The sequence below is a fragment of the Streptomyces sp. NBC_01306 genome (genome assembly GCF_026340465.1).
In the GTDB taxonomy this organism is placed as follows: Bacteria; Actinomycetota; Actinomycetes; order Streptomycetales; family Streptomycetaceae; genus Streptomyces.
The window spans coordinates 5,781,836-5,807,008 of record NZ_JAPEPC010000001.1 but is presented as its reverse complement, the minus strand read 5'-3'; the positions used below and the strand labels follow the sequence as shown (position 1 = coordinate 5,807,008).

At 71.6% G+C, this 25,173-nt stretch carries 20 protein-coding genes and 1 pseudogene; 13 read left to right on the top strand and 8 right to left on the bottom strand.

All coding sequences use genetic code 11. The features are described from left to right. Nucleotides 1–72: 72 nt before the first annotated feature. On the bottom strand, nt 73–855 hold the full coding sequence (locus OG385_RS25610) for a trypsin-like serine protease (protein WP_266858017.1): 783 nt from the start codon (nt 853–855) through the stop codon (nt 73–75). Nucleotides 856–988: 133 nt separating this feature from the next. Here OG385_RS25610 and OG385_RS25605 point away from each other — a divergent pair, with 133 nt between their 5' ends. Together OG385_RS25605 and OG385_RS25600 are read left to right on the top strand one after the other, a co-directional pair. Then, nucleotides 989–1,879 carry a hypothetical protein gene (locus tag OG385_RS25605; RefSeq protein WP_266858015.1) on the top strand — a complete coding sequence of 297 codons (891 nt, stop codon included), beginning with the start codon at nt 989–991 and terminating at the stop codon, nt 1,877–1,879. 38 nt (nt 1,880–1,917) lie between these two features. Continuing rightward, a complete protein-coding gene (locus tag OG385_RS25600) occupies nt 1,918–2,361 on the top strand; it encodes a nitroreductase/quinone reductase family protein (RefSeq protein WP_266858014.1) in 444 nt (147 codons plus the stop codon). A gap of 42 nt (nt 2,362–2,403) precedes the next feature. Here the strand turns inward: OG385_RS25600 and OG385_RS25595 are convergent, their stop codons facing one another. Beyond that, nucleotides 2,404–3,969 (bottom strand): DEAD/DEAH box helicase, encoded by a 1,566-nt coding sequence (locus OG385_RS25595; RefSeq protein ID WP_266858012.1) that lies wholly within the window; start codon nt 3,967–3,969, stop codon nt 2,404–2,406. Between the two features lie 95 nt (nt 3,970–4,064). After that, a complete protein-coding gene (locus tag OG385_RS25590) occupies nt 4,065–4,268 on the bottom strand; it encodes a cold-shock protein (protein WP_015607926.1) in 204 nt (67 codons plus the stop codon). A 475-nt stretch (nt 4,269–4,743) separates the two neighbouring features. Here OG385_RS25590 and OG385_RS25585 point away from each other — a divergent pair, with 475 nt between their 5' ends. Then, on the top strand, nt 4,744–5,115 hold the full coding sequence (locus tag OG385_RS25585; protein ID WP_266858011.1) for a VOC family protein: 372 nt from the start codon (nt 4,744–4,746) through the stop codon (nt 5,113–5,115). A gap of 60 nt (nt 5,116–5,175) precedes the next feature. Here OG385_RS25585 and OG385_RS25580 read toward each other — a convergent pair. The 5 genes and pseudogenes from OG385_RS25580 to OG385_RS25560 form a co-directional block, all read right to left on the bottom strand. Beyond that, nucleotides 5,176–5,544: pseudogene (locus tag OG385_RS25580) on the bottom strand (VOC family protein); the annotation flags it as partial. Nucleotides 5,545–5,584: 40 nt separating this feature from the next. Further along, nucleotides 5,585–6,178 (bottom strand): HutD family protein, encoded by a 594-nt coding sequence (locus OG385_RS25575; protein WP_266858009.1) that lies wholly within the window; start codon nt 6,176–6,178, stop codon nt 5,585–5,587. Between the two features lie 209 nt (nt 6,179–6,387). Continuing rightward, nucleotides 6,388–7,866: a glutamate synthase subunit beta gene (locus OG385_RS25570; RefSeq protein ID WP_266858008.1), complete on the bottom strand. Its 1,479-nt coding sequence runs from the start codon at nt 7,864–7,866 to the stop codon at nt 6,388–6,390. Then, nucleotides 7,859–12,436 carry a glutamate synthase large subunit gene (gltB, locus tag OG385_RS25565; protein WP_266858007.1) on the bottom strand — a complete coding sequence of 1,526 codons (4,578 nt, stop codon included), beginning with the start codon at nt 12,434–12,436 and terminating at the stop codon, nt 7,859–7,861. Before gltB ends, OG385_RS25570 begins: the two co-directional genes overlap by 8 nt. 324 nt (nt 12,437–12,760) lie before the next feature. Then, a complete protein-coding gene (locus tag OG385_RS25560) occupies nt 12,761–13,492 on the bottom strand; it encodes a VIT1/CCC1 transporter family protein (protein WP_266858005.1) in 732 nt (243 codons plus the stop codon). A 298-nt stretch (nt 13,493–13,790) separates the two neighbouring features. Here OG385_RS25560 and OG385_RS25555 point away from each other — a divergent pair, with 298 nt between their 5' ends. From OG385_RS25555 to OG385_RS25510, 10 genes are read left to right on the top strand one after another with little or no spacing between them, the layout of a single operon-like run. Next, complete coding sequence (locus OG385_RS25555) at nt 13,791–14,828, top strand: LacI family DNA-binding transcriptional regulator (RefSeq protein WP_266858004.1); 1,038 nt, start codon at nt 13,791–13,793, stop codon at nt 14,826–14,828. After that, on the top strand, nt 14,825–15,784 hold the full coding sequence (locus OG385_RS25550; RefSeq protein ID WP_266858002.1) for a carbohydrate ABC transporter permease: 960 nt from the start codon (nt 14,825–14,827) through the stop codon (nt 15,782–15,784). The genes OG385_RS25555 and OG385_RS25550 overlap by 4 nt, the downstream gene beginning before the upstream one ends. Next, nucleotides 15,781–16,635: a carbohydrate ABC transporter permease gene (locus tag OG385_RS25545; protein WP_266858000.1), complete on the top strand. Its 855-nt coding sequence runs from the start codon at nt 15,781–15,783 to the stop codon at nt 16,633–16,635. Before OG385_RS25550 ends, OG385_RS25545 begins: the two co-directional genes overlap by 4 nt. Then, the gene (locus tag OG385_RS25540) at nt 16,635–17,963 is read left to right on the top strand and encodes an ABC transporter substrate-binding protein (RefSeq protein WP_266857999.1); all 1,329 of its coding nucleotides are present in this window, start codon (nt 16,635–16,637) and stop codon (nt 17,961–17,963) included. The genes OG385_RS25545 and OG385_RS25540 overlap by 1 nt, the downstream gene beginning before the upstream one ends. A gap of 51 nt (nt 17,964–18,014) precedes the next feature. Then, complete coding sequence (locus tag OG385_RS25535; RefSeq protein WP_266857997.1) at nt 18,015–19,181, top strand: ADP-ribosylglycohydrolase family protein; 1,167 nt, start codon at nt 18,015–18,017, stop codon at nt 19,179–19,181. Beyond that, nucleotides 19,178–20,371, top strand: coding sequence for an ADP-ribosylglycohydrolase family protein (locus tag OG385_RS25530; RefSeq protein WP_266857995.1), 1,194 nt, complete (start codon nt 19,178–19,180; stop codon nt 20,369–20,371). Before OG385_RS25535 ends, OG385_RS25530 begins: the two co-directional genes overlap by 4 nt. Further along, a complete protein-coding gene (locus OG385_RS25525) occupies nt 20,368–21,525 on the top strand; it encodes an ADP-ribosylglycohydrolase family protein (RefSeq protein WP_266857993.1) in 1,158 nt (385 codons plus the stop codon). The genes OG385_RS25530 and OG385_RS25525 overlap by 4 nt, the downstream gene beginning before the upstream one ends. Continuing rightward, a complete protein-coding gene (locus tag OG385_RS25520) occupies nt 21,522–22,952 on the top strand; it encodes an ADP-ribosylglycohydrolase family protein (RefSeq protein WP_266857991.1) in 1,431 nt (476 codons plus the stop codon). The genes OG385_RS25525 and OG385_RS25520 overlap by 4 nt, the downstream gene beginning before the upstream one ends. Next, the gene (locus tag OG385_RS25515; RefSeq protein WP_266857989.1) at nt 22,949–24,241 is read left to right on the top strand and encodes a CaiB/BaiF CoA-transferase family protein; all 1,293 of its coding nucleotides are present in this window, start codon (nt 22,949–22,951) and stop codon (nt 24,239–24,241) included. The genes OG385_RS25520 and OG385_RS25515 overlap by 4 nt, the downstream gene beginning before the upstream one ends. After that, complete coding sequence (locus OG385_RS25510) at nt 24,238–25,116, top strand: CoA ester lyase (RefSeq protein ID WP_266857987.1); 879 nt, start codon at nt 24,238–24,240, stop codon at nt 25,114–25,116. Before OG385_RS25515 ends, OG385_RS25510 begins: the two co-directional genes overlap by 4 nt. Nucleotides 25,117–25,173: the final 57 nt, after the last annotated feature.

The window sequence follows — 25,173 nt, the reverse complement described above, 5'->3', positions numbered from 1 at the left end:
TTTGGCCCTTCTTTTACCCGGCTCGCGAGCCGGACTTCTGCCCGGCTCGTGCGCCGGGCACCCGTCGCGGCCTCAGTGCAGCGCGTCCGCGGCCGACTTGATGTCCGCCGAGAGGGCCGACACCTGGGCGTACACACCCGGGTAGCCCGGCTCGGCGCAGCCCTGGCCGAAGCTCACGATCCCGACCTGGATCCAGCCGCCCTGGTCGTCCTTGCGGAACATCGGGCCGCCCGAGTCGCCCTGGCAGGTGTCGACGCCGCCCTTGGCGACGTCTCCGGCGCAGATCTCGTCACCGGCGTTGAACTGCGTTCCGTACGCCTGTCCGCACTGCTCGTCGGACACGTACGGGACGGTCGCCTGCCGCAGATAGCGCTGCTGGCCGCCGTCCTCGCTCGTCGAACCCCAGCCCGCGATGGTGAACGTTCCCTGGTCGTACTCCGTGCTGGTGGCGGTGGGGAGGGTCGGCAGGTCGAAGGGCGCGGCCAGTTTGACCAGCGCCCAGTCCTTGCCCTTGCCGTTGTAGCCCGGGGCCTGGACGACCTGGGTGGACTTGATGTGGACGGCGCGCGGGCCCTGGAGGTCGACCGAGCCCGCGGTGGCGGTGATCGAGGTGTTGGCCCCGGACTTGGACACGCAGTGGGCCGCAGTGAGGACGATGTCCTTGGCGTAGAGGGCTCCGCCGCATCCCTGGGAGAGATGCACCATAAAGGGGTACTGGCCCTCCGCCACCCGGGTGCCTCCGACGACGGGTTCGGGGGCGGCGGCCGAGGCCGGGGCGGGCTGGAGGCTGAGGGCGGCGAGTACGGCGGCGCCGATGGCCGCAGTTCGTCCGATGGTGCGCACTGGCTGGTTCAACGGGCTTCCTCTCGTGGGGGCTGAGGGGTCCTCAAGCCCTGCCCGGACAGGACCTGGTCCCGTCGTCCGGAAAGGGCTACTCCCACGACAATGGCCGCTGTCCGCCGTTTCCGCCCGGCCGTAGAGTGGACACGTGACGGACGACAGCGCGGTCGTACACGGATTTCCGCATCTGGAGACAGTGCAGGCGGCGATCACGGCACTGCACAGGCGCCTCTCGTACGACGGCGTCCTCAGCTACACGCCGAGCGTCGCACCCGTCGATGTCGCGTTCTCCGACGTGGACGATCTGCATCTGGGCGCCCAGCGGGTGGCCCGTGCGCTGGTCCACCAGCTGCGGCTGCCGGACGCCCGCATGATCGTCAGCTTCCGCGAGATGGAGCACGCGGCCGCGGTCGAACTGGCCGCGGGGCCGGAGTACTTCATCGAGCTCAATGACCGTTTCCGTACCCACAGGGGCGACATCGGGGCGGCTCTCGCCCATGAGGTCATGCATGTGCTGCTGCACCGGCTCGGCCTCGGCTTCGCGGGGACCCGGGACAACGAGATCCTCACCGACACCGCGACGACCTACCTCGGGGCGGGCTGGCTGCTGCTCGACGCGTTCCGGGAGGACGAGGTGTCCAGCCAGAAGCTCGGCTATCTCACCCCTGAGGAGTTCGGTTACGTCCTGGCCAAGCGGGCGCTGCTCTTCGACGAGGACCCGTCGATCTGGTTCACCAGCCCGCAGGCCTACACGGCGTACACGAAGGGGCGGGCCCGGGCCGGCCAGGACAGCAGCCGCCCGCCGCTGACCGCCGCGGGGTGGGCCGGGCGGCGTGCCTATGCGAAGCACCGCAGGTACGCGCAGGAGCACGGCGGCCGCTCCGCCCCGGGGATGCCGTACGCCTTCGAGGAGGCGGCGGACGGACTGCGCGTCAGTTTCGCCTGCCCGACCTGCCATCAGCGGATACGGGTACCGGTCCGGGGCCGGGTGCGGGCCCGCTGCGGGCTCTGCCGCACCGTCCTGGACTGCGACACCTAGGGCCTGTCCGGCCGATCCGGCGAGAGGGAGTCACCTTCATGCGCGTGGAGACCAAGCACACACTGGTGCGGCCGCTCCAGCGGTATCTGATCAACCCGCCGGTCCGGCTGCTGCTGCGGCTCGGGGCCGCGCCCGGCTACGCGCTGCTGGAGACGCGCGGGCGGGTCACCGGACAGATCTGCACCACCCCGGTCGGCGAGGGCCGGGAGGGGACGGTGTTCTGGATCGTCGCGGAACACGGCATGCACGCCGGTTACGTCCGTAACATCCGGGACTGCCCTGACGTGCGGGTCCGGCTCCGTGCGGGGAGCCGCTCCGTCTGGGTGCCGGGGACAGCCCAGCTGCTCCCCGGCGACGACCCGTACGCCCGGCAGCGCACCCTCGCCCGGGGGCATCCGCTGCGCGCGCTGAACGCGGCGGTCGTCCGGGCGATGGGGACGGAGCTGCTGACGGTCCGTGTCGACCTGCACCCCCGGAGCTGACACCGGGCCCGCTGAGCGGAGGGGCCCGGCCTCACACTGCCGTCAGGCGGCGGCCCTGCGGCCGCCCTGGCCACCACGGCCCTGACCGCCGCCACCACGGCCGGCGCCGCCACGGCCCTGACCGCCCTGGGCGCCGCCCTGGCCCTGACCACCACGGCCCTGGCCACCACGGCGGCCGCGTCCTCCACGGCCCTGCCCGGCCGGGGCGGCTGCCCCGGTCGCGGGCCTGCTGGGCCTGGAGCGCCGCTGCGGCGCGGTGGCCTGCTGCGGTACGTCGATCACGATCGCCACACCCGAGGGTTCCTGCGCCCCGGTGATCCGGGTGAGCTCCTCGTCGCTGGACCTGACCCGGGCGGTCCTGGGCGTGATGCCCGCGTCCGACATCAGCCGGGTCATCTCGCGCTTCTGCTCCGGGAGCACGAGCGTGACGACGCTGCCCGACTCGCCCGCCCGCGCGGTGCGCCCGCCGCGGTGGACGTAGTCCTTGTGGTCGGTGGGCGGGTCCACGTTCACGACCAGGTCGAGGTCGTCGATGTGGATGCCGCGCGCCGCGACGTTGGTCGCGACCAACGCGGTGACCTGGCCGTTCTTGAACTGGTCGAGGGTGCGGTTGCGCTGCGGCTGGGAGCGCCCGCCGTGCAGCCCGCCCGCCCGTACGCCGCTGGCCAGCAGCCGCTTCACCAGACGGTCGACGGACCGCTTGGTGTCCAGGAAGAGGATCACCCGACCGTCGCGTGCCGCGATGCGCGTGGTGACGGCCTTCTTGTCGGTCTCGTCGGCGACATAGAGCACGTGGTGGTCCATCGTGGTCACCGCGCCCGCCGACGGGTCCACCGAGTGCACGACCGGGTCGGTCAGGAACATCTTGACCAGCCGGTCGATGTTCTTGTCCAGGGTCGCCGAGAACAGCATCCGCTGACCGCCCGGCTCGACCTGCTTGAGCAGTGCGGTGACCTGCGGCATGAACCCCATGTCGGCCATCTGGTCGGCCTCGTCGAGCACGGTGATGCCGACCTGGTCGAGGCGGCAGTCGCCGCGCTCGATGAGGTCCTTGAGCCGCCCCGGGGTGGCGACCAGCACCTCGGCGCCACGTCGCAGCGCGCCGGACTGCTTGGAGATCGACATCCCGCCGACGACAGTGGTCAGCCGCAGCTGGACCGAGGTGGCGTACGGCGTCAGCGCGTCGGTGACCTGCTGCGCCAGCTCGCGGGTGGGCACCAGCACGAGGGCCAGCGGCGCCTTCGGCTCGGCGCGGCGGCCCGCGACACGGGCCAGCATCGCCAGCCCGAACGCCAGGGTCTTGCCGGAGCCGGTCCGGCCGCGGCCCAGCAGGTCGCGGCCCGCGAGGGAGTTCGGCAGGGTGGCTGCCTGGATCGGGAAGGGGTCGGTCACACCCTGGGCCGCAAGGGTCTTGAGGAGTGCGGCGGGCATGTCCAGCTCGGCGAAGGCCTCGACGGCGGGCAGCGCGGGGGTGATGGTGTCCGGCAGCGTGAATTCGGCAGGCCTGGGAGCTGCCTTGCGGGCCGGAGACTTTGCGGGGGCCTTGCCTCGGCCCCTCGGCGGACTGGTGCGTGCGGGGCGTGCCGGGCGTTCAGCGGAGCGGGTCATGCGGTTCAAGCCTTCCTGCCGGATGTAGGACAGCACAAACCGGGACCCGCACCTTGGAGGTGCGGGCCCCGGTCAGCGAGGTACGCGTCCGACAATTAGGCCGGGACGATGTTCTCCGCCTGCGGGCCCTTCTGGCCCTGCGTGACGTCGAAGGAGACCTTCTGGCCCTCCTGGAGCTCACGGAAGCCCTGGGTGGCGATGTTCGAGTAGTGGGCGAAGACGTCGGCGCCGCCGCCGTCCTGCTCGATGAAGCCGAAGCCCTTTTCCGAGTTGAACCACTTCACGGTACCGGTGGCCATAACATTCTCCTCAACAGGTGCAGTGCCGGAAATTCGCACTTTACGAATTCCGCGTCGCCGCATTGAACCCCATCCGGAGAAAGCCGGAAAACAATAATGCGCCTGTCGGAGCATTCCCGTCAGGCGCACATAAAGTTCATGGGTACCAAAACTGCAACAACGTCAGCCTAGCACGCTTGTCGCCCGGATGTCTGGACCCAACGGGACCCGAATGATCTCCGCGCACCCCTCCGACCGGTGGTTCCGCCCCGTACGGAACCCGGCCGCCGGTCAACTCGCCTGGGCCGTAACACCAGTTGATCACGCACACCGGAACGCCCCGGAAGCCGGCGGAAGCCGGGACGGGCCCCGGAAAACGGACCGGAAGGGTGAGAGAGTCCCCGCACTGTTCGATTGACGTTCACCCGCGCCCGTGGTGTCCGGGACGCCCCCTCCCCGTACGGGACGCGGCGGCCCGCAGCCTAGGATTCCGGGCATGATCGCCGAATTGCAGTGCATAGTGCTGGACTGCCCCGCCCCCGCAGACCTGGCCGCGTTCTACCGGTCGGTCCTCGGCGGCAGTGTCGACCGGCCCGACCCCCGCTGGACGCTCAGCTCCGACTGGTCCACACTGCACACCGCGTCCGGTCTGGTCCTGGCCTTCCAGCGCGCCGAGAACCACCGCGCACCGGCCTGGCCGGACCCGACCCGGCCCCAGCAGTTCCATCTGGACTTCAGCGTGCCCGACCTCGACCGGGCGGAGGTCGAGGTGCTCGACGCGGGCGCCCATCTGCTCGACGACAGCGCGCCGGGCTGGCGTATCTACGCGGACCCCGCCGGGCACCCCTTCTGCCTGGTACACCACTGACCCGACGACCGGACGCGGACGGCCGGGCCACCGCCCGCCGAACGCGGCCGGTCAGCCCCTGGACCGCTCGGCGGTGCTCCGCTCGACACAGAACTCGTTGCCCTCGATGTCGGCCATCGTCGCCCAGCCCCGGCCGTCGGGCCTGCGGTGGTCCTCGACGAGCGTGGCGCCGAGTGCCAGCAGCCGCTCCACCTCCTCCTCCCGGGTGCGGTCCGTCGGCTGGAGGTCCAGATGCAAGCGGTTCTTGATCTGCTTGGGCTCGGGCACCTGAATGAAGAGCAGCCCGAAACCGGTGGCCTGGATCAGCGCCTCGGGGTCACCCGGCTTGTCCTCGTCCGTGAGCGGAATGTCGAGGACCTTGGCCCAGAAGCTGCCGAGTTCATAGGCGTTGGCGCAGTCGACCGTGACATGGCGTACGAATGAAGTCATGATCGCATCATGCCTCAACACACGTGTGGGGCAAGGGAATTCAGGAGCTCCGCGCCCTGCTGCGGTCCCGCGCCACGCTGCGCAGGGTGACGAGGGCCGTGTGGCCGTCGGCCCGCAGCACACCCGGTGAGTCCCCGGTCACCAACGCCGCGTCGTAGGGTCCCAGGGCCGCGCCCGCGTCCTCCAGGACCGCGGCGCCGTCCAGCGCGACGACCAGCACGGTGGCGCCCGGCGGGACGGCGACGGTGAGTCTGCCCCGTACGACCGAGATGAGCGCCTCGGTGAGCGCTTCGCGGTACATCACGTTGAAGTTCACGACGGGGCCGTCGAGCAGCCGTCCGTGCGTCGCCACGTCTCCGGCGAAGCGGTGCGGCACGAACCGCTCGTCCGCCCGCAGCGGGACCCCGCCGGCGGTCAGCTCCATCCCCGCGCCGTCCGCCACCGTCAGCACCCTGGTGACCTCGGGGAACACGGAGAACGGCCCGTCGGCGCCGACATCCGCCAGGCTCACCCGCCAGGCGAAGGTGTCCATCCCGGCACCCTCGGGCCCGGCGGCGATCTCGCGGGTGACCCCGCCGCCGTTCTTCCAGGGCGCGGCGGCCCGCTCGCCGGCCCGCAGTATCCGTACTGTCACGCCCGCACCGCCCGCCGGCCGGCCCGCTGATCCATGCGCTGGTCCACTCCCTCGCCCTCCGTGTCGTCGTCCGCCGCCTCCTGAAGGCCGCTGCGAGCCGCTGCTGGCTGCTGGACGCGCCACGGCGCCCACCCAGTGTCCGGTCGGGGACAAGGCAGGCGCCGCGTTCAGTTCCGCACCCCATTGTGCGGGACGTATCGGTGGGTCCTTCAGACCGTCAGTGCCCGGTCCGTCGGCTTGATCGGGGCGTGCAGCTCGCTGGCGCCCGTGAGGAAACGGTCCACGCCGCGCGCCGCCGAGCGGCCCTCGGCGATCGCCCAGACGATCAGCGACTGGCCGCGGCCCGCGTCCCCAGCAACGTACACGCCGGGCACATTGGTCGCGTAGTCGGCATCGCGGGCGATGTTGCCGCGGGCGTCGAGTTCGAGGCCGAACTGCTGGACGAGACCGTTGGCCTGGTCGGTTCCGGTGAAGCCCATGGCCAGGGTGACCAGCTCGGCGGGGATCCGGCGCTCGGTGCCGGGCTGCTGCTCCAGCTTGCCGTCCTTGAACTCCACCTCGACGAGGTGCAGGTACTTGACGTTTCCGACCGTCTCCCCCTCCTCGGGCTCGGAACCCTCGAAGTGCGTGGTCGACACGGCGTAGATGCGCTCGCCGCCCTCCTCGTGCGCGGAGGTGACCTTGTAGAGCATCGGGAAGGTCGGCCAGGGCTGGCCGGCGTTCCGCTCGTCGCCGGGCCGGGGCATGATCTCCAGCTGGGTGACCGAAGCGGCGCCCTGGCGGTGGGCGGTGCCCACGCAGTCGGCGCCGGTGTCGCCGCCGCCGATGACCACGACGTGCTTTCCCTCGGCGGTGATCGGGGCCACCGTGAGGTCGCCCTCCTGCACCTTGTTGGCGAGCGGCAGGTACTCCATGGCGAAGTGGATGCCGTTCAGCTCACGGCCCGGTACGGGCAGGTCCCGGGAGACCGTCGCGCCGGCGGCGATGACCACCGCGTCGTACCTGCGGCGGAGCTTCGCCGCGTCGATGTCGCGGCCGATCTCCGTCTCGGTGCGGAACTTGGTGCCCTCCGCGCGCATCTGCTCGATGCGCCGGTTGATGTGGGACTTCTCCATCTTGAACGCGGGGATGCCGTACCGGAGCAGTCCCCCGATGCGGTCCGCGCGCTCGTAGACGGCGACCGTGTGCCCGGCGCGGGTCAGCTGCTGGGCGGCGGCGAGTCCTGCCGGTCCCGAGCCGATGACCGCGACCGTCTTGCCGGAGAGCCGCTCGGGCGGCTGCGGGGTGACGTCGCCGCTGTCCCACGCCTTGTCGATGATCGAGACCTCGACGTTCTTGATGGTGACGGCGGGCTGGTTGATGCCGAGCACACACGCCGACTCGCAGGGCGCCGGGCAGAGGCGTCCGGTGAACTCCGGGAAGTTGTTGGTGGCGTGCAGCCGCTCGGACGCCGCCGACCAGTCCTCGCGGTACGCGTAGTCGTTCCACTCGGGGATGAGGTTCCCCAGCGGGCAGCCGTTGTGGCAGAACGGGATACCGCAGTCCATGCAGCGGCCGGCCTGCTTGCTGATGATCGGCAGCAGGGATCCGGGAACGTAGACCTCGTTCCAGTCCTTCACCCGCTCATCGACGGGGCGGGTCTGCGCGACCTCGCGGTCCGTTGTCAGAAAGCCCTTGGGGTCAGCCATTGGTCGCCGCCTCCATCATCTTCTCGGTGGTCTCGTTCTCGGAGAGACCTGCCAGCTCAGCGGCGTCCTTGGCGGCGAGCACTGCCTTGTAGGTGGTCGGGATGATCTTGCTGAAGCGGGCCGCCGATGTGTCCCAGTCGGCCAGCAGCTTCTCGGCCACGGTGGAGCCGGTCTCCTCCTGGTGGCGGCGCACGACGTCGTGCAGCCACTGCTTGTCGGTGTCGTCGACGGACTCGACCGCGCCGATGTTTCCGGCGTTGACGTTGTCGGGGTCGAGGTCGATCACGTACGCGACACCGCCCGACATACCGGCGGCGAAGTTCCGGCCGGTCTCGCCGATGACCACGGCGTGCCCGCCGGTCATGTACTCGCAGCCGTGGTCGCCCACGCCTTCCGAGACGACCGTCGCGCCGGAGTTGCGGACGCAGAACCGCTCGCCGGTGCGGCCGCGCAGGAACAGCTCGCCGCCGGTCGCGCCGTAGGCGATGGTGTTGCCCGCGATGGTGGAGTACTCGGCGAGGTGCTCGGCGCCGCGGTCCGGGCGGACGACGATGCGGCCGCCGGAGAGGCCCTTGCCGACGTAGTCGTTGGCGTCGCCCTCCAGCCGGAGGGTGACCCCGCGCGGGGCGAAGGCGCCGAAGGACTGGCCCGCGGAGCCGGTGAAGGTGATGTCGATGGTGTCGTCGGGCAGGCCCGCGCCACCGAACTTCTTCGTCACCTCGTGACCGAGCATGGTGCCGACGGTCCGGTTGATGTTCCGGATGGCGACCTGCGCGCGGACCGGCTGGGCGGCCTCGGCGGAGTCGGCGGCCAGCGCGTCGGCCGCCAGCTTGATCAGCTGGTTGTCGAGCGCCTTCTCCAGGCCGTGGTCCTGCTCGGCGGTGCGGTGGCGTGCCGCGCCCTCGGGCAGCTCCGGGACGTGGAAGAGCGGGTTGAGGTCGAGCCCCTGCGCCTTCCAGTGGTTGACCGCCCGCTCGGTGTCGAGCAGCTCGGCGTGGCCGACGGCCTCTTCGAGGGTACGGAAGCCCAGCTCGGCGAGGAGTTCGCGGACCTCTTCGGCGATGAACCGGAAGAAGTTCACGATGTACTCGGCCTTGCCGGAGAAGCGCTCGCGCAGCACCGGGTTCTGGGTGGCGATGCCGACCGGGCAGGTGTCGAGGTGGCAGACGCGCATCATGACGCAGCCGGAGACGACGAGCGGCGCGGTCGCGAAACCGAACTCCTCGGCGCCGAGGAGCGCGGCGATGATGACGTCGCGGCCGGTCTTCAGCTGGCCGTCGGTCTGTACGACGATGCGGTCCCGCAGACCGTTGAGCAGCAGCGTCTGCTGGGTTTCGGCGAGGCCGAGCTCCCAGGGGCCGCCCGCGTGCTTCAGCGAGGTGAGCGGGGAGGCGCCGGTGCCGCCGTCGTGTCCGGAGATGAGGACGACGTCCGCGTGCGCCTTGGAGACGCCCGCGGCGACCGTGCCGACACCGACCTCGGAGACCAGCTTCACGTGGATGCGGGCCGCCGGGTTGGCGTTCTTGAGGTCGTGGATCAGCTGGGCGAGATCCTCGATGGAGTAGATGTCGTGGTGCGGCGGCGGCGAGATGAGGCCGACGCCGGGCGTCGAGTGCCGGGTCTTCGCGACCCACGGGTAGACCTTGTGGCCGGGCAGCTGGCCGCCCTCGCCGGGCTTGGCGCCCTGCGCCATCTTGATCTGGATGTCGTCGGCGTTGACCAGGTACTCGCTGGTCACACCGAAGCGGCCGGATGCGACCTGCTTGATGGACGAGCGGCGCGCCGGGTCGTACAGCCGGTCGGCGTCCTCGCCGCCCTCACCGGTGTTGGACTTGCCGCCCAGCTGGTTCATGGCGATGGCGAGGGTCTCGTGCGCCTCCTTGGAGATGGAGCCGTACGACATGGCGCCGGTGGAGAAGCGCTTGACGATCTCCGACGCGGGCTCCACCTCGTCGAGCGGGATGGACTCGCGGCCGGAGGCGAAGCCGAACAGGCCGCGGAGCGTCATCAGCCGCTCGGACTGCTCGTTCACCCGGTCCGTGTACTTCTTGAAGATGTCGTACCGGCCGGAGCGCGCCGCGTGCTGGAGGCGGAAGACCGTGTCCGGGTCGAAGAGGTGCGGCTCGCCCTCGCGGCGCCACTGGTACTCGCCGCCGATCTCCAGCTTGCGGTGCGATGCGGAGATGCCGGACGCGGGGTACGCCTTGGCGTGCCGGGCGGCGACCTCGGTGGCGACGACATCGAGTCCGGCGCCGCCGATCTTGGTCGCGGTGCCGTTGAAGTACGTGTCGACGAAGGACTGGTCGAGTCCGACGGCCTCGAAGACCTGCGCGCCCCGGTAGGAGGCCACGGTCGAGATGCCCATCTTGGACATGACCTTCAGGACGCCCTTGCCCAGGGCGTAGATCAGGTTACGGATGGCCTGCTCGGGCTCCAGGCCCTCGATGAAGGTGCCGGCGCGGACCAGGTCCTCGACGGACTCCATGGCGAGGTACGGGTTGACGGCGGCGGCGCCGTACCCGATCAGCAGGGCGATGTGGTGCACCTCGCGTACGTCACCGGCCTCGACGAGGAGGCCCACCTGGGTGCGCTGCTTGGTGCGGATGAGGTGGTGGTGGACGGCCGATGTGAGCAGCAGCGAGGGGATCGGGGCGTGCTCGGCGTCGGAGTGCCGGTCGGACAGGACGATCAGCCGGGCGCCCGCCTCGATGGCGGCGTCGGTCTCGTCGCAGATGTCCTTGAGCCGGGCGGCGAGGGCGTCGCCACCGCCGCCGACCCGGTAGAGGCCGGCGAGCGTCGCGGCCTTCATCCCCGGCATGTCGCCGTCGGCGTTGATGTGTATCAGCTTGGCGAGCTCGTCGTTGTCGATCACCGGGAAGGGCAGCGTGACGCTGCGGCAGGCGGCCGCTGTGGGCTCCAGGATGTTGCCCGCGGGGCCGAGCGTGGAGCGCAGCGAGGTGACGAGCTCCTCGCGGATGGCGTCCAGCGGCGGGTTGGTGACCTGCGCGAAGAGCTGGGTGAAGTAGTCGAAGAGCAGCCGGGGGCGCGCGGAGAGCGCGGCGATCGGCGAGTCCGTGCCCATGGAGCCGAGCGGCTCGCCCGAGGTGCGGGCCATGGGCGCGAGGATGATGCGCAGCTCCTCCTCGGTGTAGCCGAAGGTCTGCTGGCGGCGGGTGACCGAGGCGTGGGTGTGCACGATGTGCTCGCGCTCGGGGAGGTCCTCCAGCTCGATCTCGCCGCTCTCCAGCCACTCCTCGTACGGCTGCTCGGCGGCGAGACCGGCCTTGATCTCGTCGTCCTCGATGATGCGGTGCTCGGCGGTGTCCACGAGGAACATCCGGCCGGGCTGCAGACGGCCCTTGCGGACCACCTTCGCGGGGTCGATGTCCAGGACGCCGACCTCGGACGAGAGGACGACGAGGCCGTCATCGGTCACCCAGTAGCGGCCGGGGCGCAGACCGTTGCGGTCGAGGACCGCGCCGACCTGAGTGCCGTCGGTGAAGGTGACGCAGGCGGGGCCGTCCCAGGGCTCCATCATCGTCGCGTGGTACTGGTAGAAGGCCCGGCGTGCCGGGTCCATCGACTCGTGGTTCTCCCACGCCTCGGGGACCATCATCAGCACGGAGTGCGGGAGCGAGCGGCCGCCCAGGTGCAGGAGCTCCAGGACCTCGTCGAAGGAGGCGGAGTCCGAGGCGTCGGGGGTGCAGAGGGGGAAGATCCGGTCCAGCTTCTGCGGTCCGAAGAGGTCGGACGCGAGCTGGGACTCGCGGGCCTTCATCCAGTTGCGGTTGCCCTTGACCGTGTTGATCTCGCCGTTGTGCGCGACGAAGCGGTACGGGTGGGCGAGCGGCCAGCTCGGGAAGGTGTTGGTCGAGAAGCGCGAGTGCACCAGGGCGACGGCGGTGGCGAAGCGGCGGTCGGAGAGGTCCGGGAAGAACGGCTCCAGCTGCCCCGTCGTGAGCATGCCCTTGTAGACGATCGTGCGGGCGGAGAGCGAGGGGAAGTAGACCCCGGCCTCGCGCTCGGCGCGCTTGCGCAGGACGAAGGCCTTGCGGTCGAGCGCGATGCCCGTGGCAGGGGCGTCCTCACCCTGCGGCGCGTCGGCGACGAAGAGCTGACGGAACTCGGGCATGGTGGCGCGGGCGCCGCTGCCCAGCAGGTCCGGGGTGACCGGGACCTCGCGCCAGCCGAGGACGGTGAGGCCTTCCTCGGCGGCCAGCGTCTCTATCCGCGAGACGGCAGCGGGGCTGTCGTCGAGCGGCAGGAAGCCGATGCCGACGGCGTACGCACCCGCTTCGGGGAGCTCGAATCCGGTGGCCTCACGCAGGAAAGCGTCGGGCACCTGGAGCAGGATTCCCGCTCCGTCGCCGGAGTCCGGCTCGGATCCGGTGGCGCCGCGGTGTTCGAGATTGCGCAGTACGGTCAGCGCCTGCTCGACCAGCTCGTGGCTGGCCACGCCGGTAAGAGTGGCCACGAACCCGACACCGCAGGCGTCGTGCTCGTTGCTGGGGTCGTACAGCCCCTGCGGGGCGGGGCGACCCTCCATGGGCGACCAGGCGTGGATGCGCATCGGCTCTCCCGTCGTCGTCGTGGCATATGCAAGTGCATAGGGACGACGTTGGCCCTCTGCGAAATTTCGAGCAGGTTACATGATGGAGTGCTTCTCGAAAAGCGGATGTTTTCATTCCAACATGCGGACACCGCGGAGCGGTGGAGGTGGGGCGACACGGCCGGATCGGCGTCCGTGGGCCCGGATAGGTGCAGGCGGCGTTGCCTGCGGCGCTTCCGGCTTATGCCCGGTGGTTCGTCACTCAAAACCGCCGGGCAGCCGATACCTATGATGCTCGACGCATAATGCCTCACTCCCCCGGACCGGTGAAGGCCCGGGAGCCGATCAGCCCACGGCGGTGCCGAACAGCGCGCCCAGCGCGTAGGTGATCCCGGCCGCAGCCCCTCCCAGCGCCAGCTGCCGGAGCCCGCTGTACCACCAGGAGCGCGCGGTGACCCGCGCCACCACTGCGCCACAGCCGAAGAGACCGATCAGGGCCAGCAGCAGGGCCAGCCACAGCGCGGTGGCGCCGAGCAGATACGGGAGCAGCGGAAGCAGCGCGCCCAGCGCGAAGGCACCGAAGGACGACAGTGCGGCGACCAGCGGGGACGGCAGGTCGTCCGGGTCGATGCCCAGCTCTTCCCTGGCGTGGATCTCCAGCGCCTGCTCGGGGTCCCTGGAGAGCTGCTCGGCAACCTCGGCCGCCAGCCGGGGCTCCACCCCGCGCGACACGTAGAGCGCCGCGAGCTCCTTCATCTCGTCCAGCGGGTGCTTGCGCAACTCCCGCCGCTCCACTTCGAGTTCGGCCTGGACGAGCTCGCGCTGCGAGGCGACCGACGTGTACTCGCCCGCGGCCATCGAGAAGGCTCCGGCCGCGAGGCCCACCAGGCCGGTGATCACGATGGTGCGGTGCGATACGTCGCCGCCCGCGACCCCGGTCATCAGCGCGAGGTTGGAGACCAGCCCGTCCATCGCACCGAAGACGGCGGGGCGCAGCCAGCCGCCGTTGACGTCCCGGTGGGTGTGGTTGTCGCGGTGCGCCTCATGCAGCGCCGCCTCGTTCTCCATGATGGACATCGGTCCCCGCCCTCTCTCTTGCGTCAGCGCCCCGGCTCCGCGCAGCGGACCCGGGAACACAGTCGAAAGTACGCACGAAAAATGGCTCTCGCCAGCAAGGAAGGCCGTACTTACCAGGGGTGCGAAGGGCCGGGACCAGCCCGGATGCGATCCTCCGGAATCTCGATGGAGACGTGGATCACACGACAGACGCATTGACGTCCCCGAGCCGGGTCTCCAGTATCTGTAAACGTTTCCAGTTGCTGGAAACGTTTACAGCGCGCACTCACACCAGGTCACGGATGCTCAGGGGGCAGACATGCCGCAGAACGGGACACCGACCATCGTGTCGATCGCCCAGCGCGCGGGGGTGTCCATCGCGTCCGTCTCCCGGGTGCTCAACGGCGTCGGCGCACGCCCCGACACCGTCTCGCGGGTCGAGCGCGCGGTCGCGGAGCTCGGTTACGTACCGAACGCCGTGGCCCGCTCGCTCAAGGGCGGCAGGACCCGGCAGCTGACCTTCGCGATGGAGGACATCGGCAACCCGGTGTACGTGGCGATGGTCCGCGGGATCCAGTCCGTCACCCGGGCCGCCGGATACCGGCTGCTGCTGCACTCCACCGACGCGGTCGTGGAGGACGAGCTCGCCGCGATCCGCAGTCTGGGCGACCGCACGAGCGACGGGCTGATCCTCTGCCCCATCCGCATCACCGGCGCCTACGCGAAGGCGCTCAGCTCGGCGGCCGCCCCGGTCGTGATCATCGGCTCGCTGCCGGAGAACGTGCCGGTCGACAGCGTGCGCGCCGACTCCGTGCGCGGCGTCGGGCTCGCCGTACGCCATCTGCACGGGACGGGGCGGCGCAGGATCGCCTTCATCAACGGCCCGCTCGACACGGTGCCGGGACGCAACCGCGCCACCGGCTACCGCAAGGCCCTCGACAGCCTGGGCCTGCGCTACGACGAATCGCTCGTGGTCAACACCGACTTCGCCACCGAGTCCGGCGCAGCGGCGGCCGAGCAGTTGCTGGCCGCCTCCCCCGACGCACTCTTCTGCGCCAACGACCAGCTGGCCGTCGGCGCGGTCCGCACCCTGCACTCCCGCGGGCTGCGCATCCCCGACGACATCGCCGTGGCGGGAATGGACGACAGCGCCCTGGCCCAGGCCGCCTGGCCGCCGCTGACCAGCGTCGACCTGGGCTCCGTCGAGCGCGGCAGACGGGCGGCCGGACTGCTGCTCGCCCGGCTCGGCCAGGGCGCGGCCCCCGAAGCCCCGCAGCACAGCACCGCCGTACCCCGCCTCGTCGTACGCGCCTCCACCGCGCCGGCGACCGACCTGGAGAACCCGAGGTCCGTATGAGTCTCACCGCAGCCCGTGGCAAAGACGCCGCGGGCCACCGCGGCACCCCACCGCCCCGCACCCCCGACCAGCGCAGACGGGCGCTCGGTCTGGACCGGGGGGCGTGGTTCCTGCTGGCGCCCGCCCTGATACCGATCCTGGTGCTGAGCGTGGGGCCGCTGCTGTACGGCTTCTCGCTCGCCTTCACCGACTCGCAGGCCGGGCGCACCACGTCGACGCAGTTCACCGGCCTCGCCAACTTCGTCGATCTGCTGCACGACTCGCTGTTCTGGGAGTCGTTCCGGATCGGCATCGTCTGGGCCGTCAGCGTCACCGTGCTCCAGTTCGTGCTGGCGCTGGGCCTGGCCCTGCTGCTCAACGAGAACCTGCGCTTCCGCTGGCTGGCCCGCACGCTCGCGCTGGTCCCGTGGGCGATGCCCGAGGTGGTCGTCGGGATCATGTGGCGGCTCGTGTACCACCCGGACGCGGGCATCCTCAACAAGACGCTGATGCAGCTGCACCTGATCAGCGACAACGTCGACTGGCTGACCAGCCTCTCGGTGGCGCTCCCGGCCGTGATCGTCGTCGGTGTGTGGGCGGGGATGCCGCAGACCACCGTGGTGCTGCTCGCCGGGCTGCAGAACGTACCGGTGGAGCTGAAGGAGGCAGCGCAGCTCGACGGCGCCGGGATGTGGCGCCGCTTCACCACCGTCACCTGGCCCGCCCTCAGGCCGGTGGTGGTCGCCGTGACCGCGCTGAACTTCATCTGGAACTTCAACTCGTTCGGCCTGGTCTACGTGCTGACGCAGGGCGGACCCGGCGGCAAGACCCGGCTGCCGATGCTCTTCTCGTACGAAGAGGCCTTCAAGTACGGCCAGTTCGGCTACGCGGCCGCGATGGGTCTGGTGATGGTCGCCCTCATCGCGGTCCTCCTCACCGTGTTCCTGCGCAAGAAGCTCAAGGAGGAGGCGGCATGAGTGTCCCCGCACAGCTCCGCGCCCGGCGGACGGCCGGCCGCACCGGTCAGTACCTGGCCCTCCTGTGCTATCTGGTCTTCCTGGCGTTCCCGCTGCTGTGGCTGGTGTCCACCGCGTTCAAGTCCCCCAGGGAACTGGGGTCCATCAGCCCGACCTGGCTCCCCCAGCACCCGACCCTGGACAACTTCCGGGCCGCCTTCGACGCACAGCCGCTGCTGCACTCCGCGCTCAACAGCCTGATCGTGGCGGGCAGCGCGACGGTGATCTCGGTGGCGCTCGCGGTGCCCGCCGCGTACGCCCTGGTCCGCTTCCGCAGCCGGATGTCCACGGTGGCCAACGGCTGGGTGCTGGTCAGCCAGATGTTCCCGTTCGTGCTGATCATCATCCCGCTGTTCCTGGTGCTGAAGAACCTGCACCTGATCAACTCGCTCGCCGGTCTGATCGCGGTGTACGTCGTCTGGAACCTGCCGTTCTCGCTCTGGATGCTCCAGGGGTACGTCAAGGCCGTCCCGGTCACGCTGGAGGAGGCCGCGGCCGTCGACGGCGCCGGGCGGCTGCGGACCCTGGTCAGCGTGGTCTTCCCGCTGCTGACCCCGGGTCTGGTCGCGACGGCGATGTTCACCTTCGTCACCGCCTGGAACGAGTTCTTCTTCGCCCTCGTGCTGCTCAAGTCCCCGGAGAACCAGACGATGTCCGTGATCCTGACCCGTTTCCTCGGCGCCGAGGGCGTCGCCGACCTGGGACCGCTCGCCGCGGCCTCCGTCATCGCCACCATCCCCAGCCTGCTCTTCTTCGCGCTGCTCCAGCGCAGGCTGGTCGGCGGGATGCTCGCAGGGGCGGTGAAGGGCTGATGCGCACCCGTAACCGGATCCGTACCGCGGTGACGGCGCTGGCCGCCGCTGCCGGGCTGGTCCTCGTCACCGGCTGCGGCCAGGGCGACAGCGGTGACGACTCGTCCGGCCGGGTCACGCTCCAATTCCTCAGCCTGGCCTGGCAGAAGGACTCCGTGGCCGCCAACAAGGCACTGGTCGCGCAGTGGAACAGACACCACCCCGACGTCCACGTCAAGTACGTACAGGGCAGCTGGGACGGCATCCACGACCAGCTGCTCACCTCCTTCGAGGGCGGCCAGGCGCCGGACATCATCCATGACGACGCGTCGGACCTCACGGACTTCGCGTACGGCGGCTATCTCGCCGACATACGCGGGATGCTGCCCGCGTCGCTGCACAAGGACATCCCCCGGCAGTCGTGGGACATGACCACCTTCGACAAGGGGATCTACGGCGTGCCGTTCCTCCAGGAGCCGCGGGTCATGGTCGCCAACACCAAACTGCTCAAGGCGTCCGGCGTACGGATTCCGACCGCCACCCACCCCTGGAGCTGGCCGGAGTTCGAGCGGGCCGCCAAGAAGCTCACGGTCCGGGGGCCGGGCGGGAAAACCCGGCGGTACGGCGTCGCCTGGTCGATGAAGGAGCCGGTGAGCCAGTCCGTCAACAGCTCCGCGTCCACCGGCGGGCAGATCTTCAAAAAGGCGGACGGCAAGAACAAGGTGAGCTTCGACGCCGCCGACTCCGCGGTGTCCCAGGTCATCAACCGGCAGATCAACCAGGACCACACCGCGCCCAAGAGCAGTCTGGGCATGGGCGGTTCGGACACTCTGCCCGGGTTCTTCGCCGGCAAGTACGCCATGGTGCCGCTGAACTTCTCCTTCCGGCAGCAGGTCCAGCAGCAGGCGCCGAAGGGCTTCGGCTGGACGGTCCTGCCGATGCCCGCGGGGAGCGGACCGCGGGGCAGCTCGCAGGGGGTCGTACCGCAGACCCTGTCGGTCTCGCAGGACTCGCACCACAAGCAGGCGGCGGTCGACTTCATCTCCTTCCTCACCCAGGGCAAGAACGCCGCGCGCCTCGCCCTCGGCGACTGGCTGCTGCCCGACAGCCGCTCGGCGCTGAAGGACCCGGCGCTGCGCACCCCGGAGAACGGCTGGCGCACCGGCAGCGAGATGGCAGGCGACCTGATCCCCTCCCCCGTACTCGGGGTGCGTGGCTACGCCGAGTGGAAGGACAAGATCGCCACCCCCGCCTTCCAGGAGTACTACAACGGCTCGATCGGTCTGAGCTCGCTGCGCTCCAAGCTGACCGGCGACGGCCAGCGGGTCCTCGACCGCTACCAGCGCTGACGCCTCCCGCGCCCGCGCCCGCACAACCCCAGAAATGAGCACGATCAGCCCATGAGCGGCAGCCCAGGCCCGGCCACCGAAGCAGACACGGCGAACAGACCACCCCCGGCCCGGCTCCGGCGCGAGCGGCCCGGTCTCCCCGGTACGCTCCGGGACCGCGCCCGCGGCGCCCTCCTCGGCCTGGCCGTGGGGGACGCCCTGGGCGCCCCCGCCGAGAACATGAAGCCCTCCCGGATCAGGGAGCGTTGGGGCCGTATCGAGGGCTTCGTCCTGGACGAGCCGGCCGGTACGGACGACACCGAGTACGCGATCTTCTCGGGGCTGCTGCTCGCCGAGCACGGTTCGGCGCTGACCGTCGCCCATGTCGAGGCGGCGTGGCACCTGTGGATCGCCGACCGCGACGAAGGCCCGTTCCGCGGCGCCGGGTTCAGCGAGCGCGGCACCCTGGAGAACCTGCGGCGCGGGCTCGCGGCCCCGATCTCCGCCCAGCACCGGCACGCGTGGAGCGACGGACTCGCCATGCGGGCCGCGCCGTTCGGGGTGTACGCGACGGGGCGGCCCGCCGAGGCGGCCCGGCTGGTCGCGGTGGACGGCACGGTCAGCCATGACGGCGAGGGGATCTACGGCGGGCAGGCCGTCGCCGCAGGAGTGGCCGCCGCCATGGTGAGCGACAGTCCCGACGCGGTGGTGCAGGCCGCGCTCTCGGTGATCCCCGAGGACTCCTGGACCGCACGCTCGCTGCACCGCGCGGTCAGCGCGGCCCGCCGGGCGGTGCCGGGGCCCGACGGCTCGCCGCTCCCGGTCGAACGCGCGGTGCGCTCGGCCGTCGTGATCGGCGGGTACCCGTGGACCGATCTGGCACCCGAGGCGGTGGGCCTCGCCTTCGGGGCCTTCATCGCCGCAGGCGGCGACTTCCGCGGGTCGGTGCTGACGGCCGTGAACATGGGCCGCGACGCCGACACCACGGCGGCCGTCGCGGGCTCACTCGCCGGGGCGCTCGGTGGCGAGAGCGGCATCCCCGCCCACTGGGCGGCCGCCATCGGGCCGGTGCGCGGCAGCTGTCTGCCCGCCATGGCCGGACGCCACATCCTCGATGTCGCCGACGCGCTGCTGCCGCTGGACGCGACGGCAGACGCCGCCGACGGGCTGCTGCCGCTGAACGCGGTGCCGGGCCGGGCGACCGACCCGTCGAACGAGAACAGGCAGGCCGCCTCGTGACCACACAGCTGAACCGTCCCGCCCCCGAGCTGTCCGGCCGCGATCCGCACCGCCGGGTGGAGGGCCTGCTCCTGGGGATCGCCGCGGGCGACGCCGCGGGCTGGCCGGCCGGGCGGCACCGCGCGGCGCTGCTGCCCAACTGGACCCGCAGGCTCACCCGTGAACTGGACACCTTCGCCGAGCAGAACGCCACCACCACACTGCCGGTGCCCATCGCCCTGAACCAGCCGCCGGCCCCGCTCCAGCTGGGACCCTCCGACGACGCCGAGTGGGCCACGTTCACCGCGCAGGCGATCCTGTCGGCCGCCTCGTCGGGGCACAGCGATCTCTCCCCAGAGCAGCGGGTGCGCTCCGCGCTGGCGCTGGCCTGGAACGCGCTCGCCGACGAGGTGGCCGCCGCGTCCGCGCAGGCCGACGAGATCGAGTCGGCGCTGATCCCACTGCGCGCCCGGATCTCCGTACGGGCCGGTCTCGGGAATCTGGCGGCGGGACTGCGGCCCCCGGCCACCGGCCATGACAATCCGCACCACTTCGACGACGCCGCCTGTGTGCGCGCCGCGGTACTCGCCGTGGTGCACCCCGGCGACCCGGCCGCCGCCGCCGACCTCGCGGAGTTCGACGCCCGCTACACCCAGGACGGTGACGGGGTGCACGGCGCTCGCGCGATGGCCGCAGCGGTCGCCGCCGCACTGGGCGGAGCGACGGCCGCCGCCTGTGTGGACGAGGCGCTCGCACAGCTCCCCGACGGCAGCGAGATCCGCCGCAACGCGCTGCACGCGGTGGCGCTCGCCCGGACCGCGACGGCCGCCGGCACGGGCCGCCCCGGCAGTGCGTTCGCGCTGGTCCCCGTCCTGGAGCACGAGATCGTCGACCACGTCTACAGCTACGGGATCGCCGCCGCCGAGACGGTGCCCGTCGCCCTGGCGATGACGCTCGCGGCCGGCGGCGCGCTCGCCGAGGCGGTGCCGTCCGCCGCCTGTCTGTCCCGGGTCGCCGACTCGGCGCCCGCGCTGGCGGGCGCCCTCACCGGCGCCATCGGCGGCGCCGGGTCCTTGCCCGACACCTGGCGGGACAGCTGCCGCACCCTCGTCGGCTGCGCCCTGCCCCAGCTGGCCGGCACCGACCTCGTCGAGGTCGCCGCACGGCTCGCCTCCCCTCTGCATGTCCTCCCGGAAGGAACCCGCTCATGACCGTGCCCACCCCCTCCCTGGAGGACCGCACCACCGGAGCCCTGATCGGCGCGGCCGTCGGGGACGCGCTCGGCGGCCCGGTGGAGGGCTGGACCCCGGAAGCCATCAGCGAGCGGCACGGCGGCCGTGTGCAGGGCATCGTCGAGCCCTTCTACAAGGAGGAGTGGCGTACCGCCCGGCCGATCGCCCCGTACCACAAGGGCGACGGGCACGTCACCGACGACACTCTGATGACCCATGCGCTGATCCGCGTCTACGAGACCGTGCGCGACCACCTCGACGCGTACGCGGTCGCCGACCACCTGGTGCCCGACCTGATGGGCACACCGCGCTGGATCCCCGAACTGGAGGCGGAGGCACTGCCGTTGCAGCGGATCTTCCTCGCCGAGAAGTGGATCGTCGCGCGGCTGCACTACGGGCATGTCGACCCGCGCGAGGCCGGGGTCGGCAACATCGTCAACTGCGGCGCCGCGATGTACATGGCGCCCGTCGGCCTGGTCAACGCGGGCAGCCCGGCGAACGCGTACGCCGAGGCCCTCGACATCGCGGGCGCCCACCAGTCCAGTTACGGCCGGGAGGCGGCAGCGGTCTTCGCCGCTGCGGTGGCCGCGGCCTGCAAGCCCGGCGCGACCCCCGACTCCGTGGTCGGTGACGTGCTGGGACTGGCGAAGGACGGCACCCGCGCGGCGATCGAGGCGGTCTGCGAAGTGGCCGCCGCGCACGACGGGTTCGAGTCGGCGCTGAAGCCGCTGCGCGAGGCGGTGGCCCCCTTCGACACGGTGGGCCCCGAGTACCGCAAGCCGTCGCTGGGCGCCCGCCGCCCGTCGCGGCTGCACTCCATCGAGGAGCTGCCGGTGGCGCTCGGGATGCTGCTCGCGGGCCGCGGCGAATTCCGTGAGACCGTACTCGGCTCCGTCAACTACGGCCGGGACTGCGACTCCATCGCCACCATGAGCGGTGCGATCGTCGGTGCGCTCTACGGCGAGAGCGCGGTCCCCGCCGACTGGGCCGGGGAGGTCGCCACGGCGAGCCGTCTCGATCTGCACACTCCGGCCGCCGCACTCGCGGGCGTCACCCGCGAGGTGTTCGCCCGCGATCTGGAGCGGCGCCGGGAGCACGAGGCGCTGTTCGGTGCCATTGCGGGTGCCCGGTGACGGCCCCCGGCTCCCCGGCGGCGACCGGCCGTCCGCTGCGGCTGACCTGGGTGCAGCCCGAGGACCTGGTGGGGCACGAGCTGCGCCAGGCGGCGCAGGACGGGCGCGATCCGACGGCTGCCGAGCGGCGGTGGACTGCGGCGGGCGGCCATCCGGCGCCGGCCCGCGCGGGCGCTTCCGCCGCACCCGCCGCACCGGAGCTGCGGACGCTCGCCTGTGAAATTCTGGACGAACTGGGCGCGACTGCCTCGCCGTTGGCGGCCGACGAGCCGACGGAGCTGCCCGCGATCAGGGCGCTGTGCCCCGAGTGGCCCGCCCCCGCGGACGGTCCGGTGGACCGGGACGCGCTGCGCTCACGGCTTGAGGCGTCCTGGCTGGGCCGGGCCGCGGGCTGTGTGCTCGGCAAGCCGGTCGAGAAGCTGACGCTGGACGGCATCCGGGCCATCGCCCGCTCCACCGGCAACTGGCCGCTGGACAGCTGGTTCACCGAGGTGGGTCTCGACCCGGAGGTGGCCGCCGCCCATCCGTGGAACCGCCGCTCGCGCCCCACCTCGCTCGCCGAGAACATCGACGGCGCCCCCGAGGACGACGACCTCAACTACCCGCTGCTCGGGCTGCTGTTGCTCGACCGGTACGGGCCGGAGTTCAGCACCGCGGACGTGGCACAGCTGTGGCTGGACGAGCTGCCGGCCGGCCGGACCTTCACCGCCGAGCGGGTCGCGTACCGCAATCTGCTCGCGGGGGCCGAACCTCCGGACACCGCCGCGTACCGCAATCCGTTCCGCGAGTGGATCGGTGCGCAGATCAGGGCCGACGTCTTCGGCTGGACGCACCCGGGTGATCCGGGCGCGGCAGCCGCCGCGGCCTGGCGGGACGCGGTGCTCACCCATACGGCGAACGGGGTGTACGGCGAGATGTTCGCCGCCGCCGTGATCGCGGCAGCCGCGGGCGGTGGCGCGGACATCCACGCGTGTCTGCGGGCCGGTCTCTCGGTCGTGCCGCCGGGTTCCCGGTACGCGGCCGCCGTGCGGTTCGGTATCGGCCGGGCCGCCGCCGAACCGCTGCGCACCGCCGCCGCGTTCGAGTCGGTCGTGGACGAGCTGCACTCGGCGTACGGCGACCACCACTGGGTGCACGTACTGCCGAACGCGGCGCTGCTCGCGGCGGCGCTGACCCACGCGGACGGCGACTTCACCGGCTCCATCTGCCGCGCGGTGTCCGGGGGCTGGGACACCGATTCCAACGGGGCGACGGCGGGCAGCGTCGCCGGACTGCTCGCGGGCGGCCCGCGCGCCGTGCCGGCCCGCTGGACCGCGCCCCTGCGGAACCGGCTGGCCACCACGGTGGGCGGCCTGGACGGCATCGGCTTCGACACGCTCGCCGAGCGCACGCTGCGCCATGTGCGGCGGAGGGACAGGGCGGTATGAGCAGGGCAGCGGAGGAACAGCGACTCATGCACGACGACGACACGACAGACACAGCGGGCGCAGCAGACCCGGCAGGCCCGGCAGACGCAGCAGGCCCTCAGCCGTCCTCGCTCGGAGGGCTGCGCGTCCTCGATCTGGCGACGCTCTTCGCCGGGCCGCTGGCCGCGACCCTGCTCGGCGACTTCGGGGCCGAGGTCATCAAGGTGGAGCACCCCCGCAGGCCCGACCCCTCACGCGGGCACGGTCCCAGCAAGGACGGCGTGGGGCTGTGGTGGAAGCTGCTGGGCAGGAACAAGCGCAACATCACGCTCGACCTCTCGTCGCCGGACGGTCGCGACGTGCTGCTGAGGCTGGCCGCCGGCGCGGATGTGATCATCGAGAACTTCCGGCCCGGCACCCTGGAGAAGTGGGGCCTGGGCTGGGAGGAGCTGTCCGCGGCCAACCCCCGGCTGGTGCTGGCGCGGGTGACCGGGTTCGGCCAGTTCGGTCCGTACTCCCGGCGCCCCGGATTCGGCACGCTCGCCGAGGCCATGAGCGGTTTCGCCGCCATGACCGGCGAGCCGGAAGGACCGCCGACGCTGCCGCCGTTCGGCCTCGCCGACTCGATCGCCGCGCTCTCCACCGCGTACGCCGTGATGGCGGCCATCGCCGGGCGGGACCGCACCGGGTGCGGCCAGGTCGTGGACATGGCGATCATCGAACCGATGCTGGCGGTGCTGGGCCCGCAGCCCATCTGGTACGACCAGCTCGGCTATGTGCAGCCGCGCACCGGCAACCGGTCGAACAACAACGCGCCGCGCAACACCTACCGCACCCGCGACGGCAGTTGGGTGGCTGTCTCGACGTCGGCACAGTCGATCGCGGAGCGGGTGATGCGGCTGGTGGGGCGGCCCGAGTTCATCGACGAGCCGTGGTTCGCTTCGGGGGCGCAGCGCGCCCGGCACGCCGACGAGCTGGACGCGGCAGTGGGTGACTGGATAGCCCGGCACGACCGGGCCGATGTGGTGACGGCGTTCGAGGAGGCGCAGGCGGCCATAGCGCCGGTCTACGAGATCGGCGATGTCATGGCGGACCCGCAGTACCGGGCGCTGGGCACGATCGCGGAGGTCCCCGACGAGGAGCTGGGCACCATCAGGATGCAGAACGTCCTCTTCCGGCTCTCCGGGACGCCGGGCGCCATCAAGTGGGCGGGGAGGCCGCACGGCGCCGACACCGACGCCGTGCTGACCGGGATCGGCCTGGAGCCCGCCGACATCGCGGCCCTGCGGGAGTCGGGTGCGGTCCGGTGAGCGTGTCGGAGGAACTGCCCGCGCGCAGCCCGGTGCGGACCGTGCTGACCTGGTTGTACGTGCCGGGCGACCGGCCCGCTGTGGTGGCGCGGGCGCTGGCGGCCGGCGCCGATGTGGTGCTGGTCGACCTGGAGGACGCGGTCGCACCCGACCGCAAGGCCTACGCACGTGACGCCACCGCCGAACTCCTCGCCGATCCGGCCCCCGGCCCCTCGCCGGTCCATGTCCGGATCAACGCGCTGGACGGGCCGCTCGCCGAGGCGGACGTACGGGCAGTCGCCGGTCTTCCGGGCCTCGCGGGGCTGCGGCTGCCGAAGGCCAACGGGCCCGCGGAGGTGCGCAGAGTGGCCGGCTGGGCGGCGGCCGCCGCGGGCCGGGAGGGCGTTCCGCTTTATCCGATACTGGAGTCGGCGCTGGGCGTGGAACGTGCCTACGAGATCGCCACGGCCAGCCCAGCGGTGTGCGGGCTGGCTCTCGGCGAGGCGGATCTCCGGGCCGATCTGGGCGTGTACGACGAGGCGGGCCTCGCCTGGCCCCGGAGCCGCGCGGTGGTCGCGGCACGGGCGGCAGGACTGGCTCCGCCCGCTCAGTCGGTGTACGCGGACGTACGGGATCTGGACGGGCTCGCGGCATCCTGCGCACGGGGCCGGGCGCTGGGGTTCCTGGGGCGCGCGGCGATCCACCCGAGGCAGCTGCCGGTGATCGAGCGGGCGTATCTGCCCACCGCGGCGGAGGTCCGGGCGGCGCGGGACATCGTGCTGGCCGCGCCCACCGACGAGGGGGCGCTGGCACTGCCCGACGGCCGCTTCGTGGATGCGGCAGTGGTGGCGGGCGCCCGGCGCACGCTGGATCTCGCGGAACGCAGGCGCACCTGAGACGGAGCGCCGGCGCACCTGAGACACAGGGTGCGCCTGAGATGCGGGTACTGAGCG

What these genes read in the sequence shown, in the direction of transcription:
- OG385_RS25535 (WP_266857997.1), top strand. Translation starts at nt 18,015, where the DNA reads ATGAGCGGCAGCCCAGGCCCGGCCACCGAAGCAGACACGGCGAACAGA.
- OG385_RS25540 (WP_266857999.1), top strand. Translation starts at nt 16,635, where the DNA reads ATGCGCACCCGTAACCGGATCCGTACCGCGGTGACGGCGCTGGCCGCC.
- OG385_RS25525 (WP_266857993.1), top strand. Translation starts at nt 20,368, where the DNA reads ATGACCGTGCCCACCCCCTCCCTGGAGGACCGCACCACCGGAGCCCTG.
- OG385_RS25595 (WP_266858012.1), bottom strand. Translation starts at nt 3,969, where the DNA reads ATGACCCGCTCCGCTGAACGCCCGGCACGCCCCGCACGCACCAGTCCG.
- OG385_RS25590 (WP_015607926.1), bottom strand. Translation starts at nt 4,268, where the DNA reads ATGGCCACCGGTACCGTGAAGTGGTTCAACTCGGAAAAGGGCTTCGGC.
- gltB (WP_266858007.1), bottom strand. Translation starts at nt 12,436, where the DNA reads ATGCGCATCCACGCCTGGTCGCCCATGGAGGGTCGCCCCGCCCCGCAG.
- OG385_RS25555 (WP_266858004.1), top strand. Translation starts at nt 13,791, where the DNA reads ATGCCGCAGAACGGGACACCGACCATCGTGTCGATCGCCCAGCGCGCG.
- OG385_RS25545 (WP_266858000.1), top strand. Translation starts at nt 15,781, where the DNA reads ATGAGTGTCCCCGCACAGCTCCGCGCCCGGCGGACGGCCGGCCGCACC.
- OG385_RS25515 (WP_266857989.1), top strand. Translation starts at nt 22,949, where the DNA reads ATGAGCAGGGCAGCGGAGGAACAGCGACTCATGCACGACGACGACACG.
- OG385_RS25570 (WP_266858008.1), bottom strand. Translation starts at nt 7,866, where the DNA reads ATGGCTGACCCCAAGGGCTTTCTGACAACGGACCGCGAGGTCGCGCAG.
- OG385_RS25550 (WP_266858002.1), top strand. Translation starts at nt 14,825, where the DNA reads ATGAGTCTCACCGCAGCCCGTGGCAAAGACGCCGCGGGCCACCGCGGC.
- OG385_RS25600 (WP_266858014.1), top strand. Translation starts at nt 1,918, where the DNA reads ATGCGCGTGGAGACCAAGCACACACTGGTGCGGCCGCTCCAGCGGTAT.
- OG385_RS25585 (WP_266858011.1), top strand. Translation starts at nt 4,744, where the DNA reads ATGATCGCCGAATTGCAGTGCATAGTGCTGGACTGCCCCGCCCCCGCA.
- OG385_RS25560 (WP_266858005.1), bottom strand. Translation starts at nt 13,492, where the DNA reads ATGTCCATCATGGAGAACGAGGCGGCGCTGCATGAGGCGCACCGCGAC.